At 38.1% G+C, this 546-nt stretch carries 1 protein-coding gene; it reads left to right on the forward strand.

The window, feature by feature from the left end:
- The coding region (locus ADH81_RS00355) for an ISL3 family transposase (RefSeq protein WP_049525690.1) at window positions 1–546 on the forward strand (546 nt) is incomplete at both ends.

Raw genomic sequence — 546 nt, forward strand, 5'->3', positions numbered from 1 at the left:
TACTATGATATTGCCAGAAAACTTTTTCCTAACGCTAAAATCGTTCTCGACCGCTTTCACATTATCCAACATCTCAGTCGAGCTATGAATCGTCTTCGCATCCAAGTCATGAATCGTTTTGATCGCAAATCGCACGAATATAAGGCACTAAAACGTTACTGGAAACTCATTCAACAGGATAGCCGTAAACTCAGCGATAAACGATTTTATCGCCCGACTTTTCGCTCACACTTGACCAATAAAGAGATTCTCGAAAAGCTCCTTGCATACTCTCAAGAACTTAGAAAGCACTATGAACTCTATCAACTATTACTGTTTCATTTCCAAGAGAAACAAACAGACAATTTCTTTGAACTGATTGAAGAAACGATTTCTTGTGTAAATCCTATTTTTCAAACTGTTTTTAAGACCTTTTTGAAAGACAAGGACAAAATCATGAACGCACTGGAACTGCCCTACTCAAACGCGAAACTGGAGGCTACTAATAACCTCATTAAGGTCATCAAGCGCAATGCTTTTGGCTTCCGGAACTTTGAAAACTTTAAA

This window comes from Streptococcus pseudopneumoniae (assembly GCF_001072925.1).
Taxonomy (GTDB): Bacteria; Bacillota; Bacilli; order Lactobacillales; family Streptococcaceae; genus Streptococcus; species Streptococcus pseudopneumoniae_Q.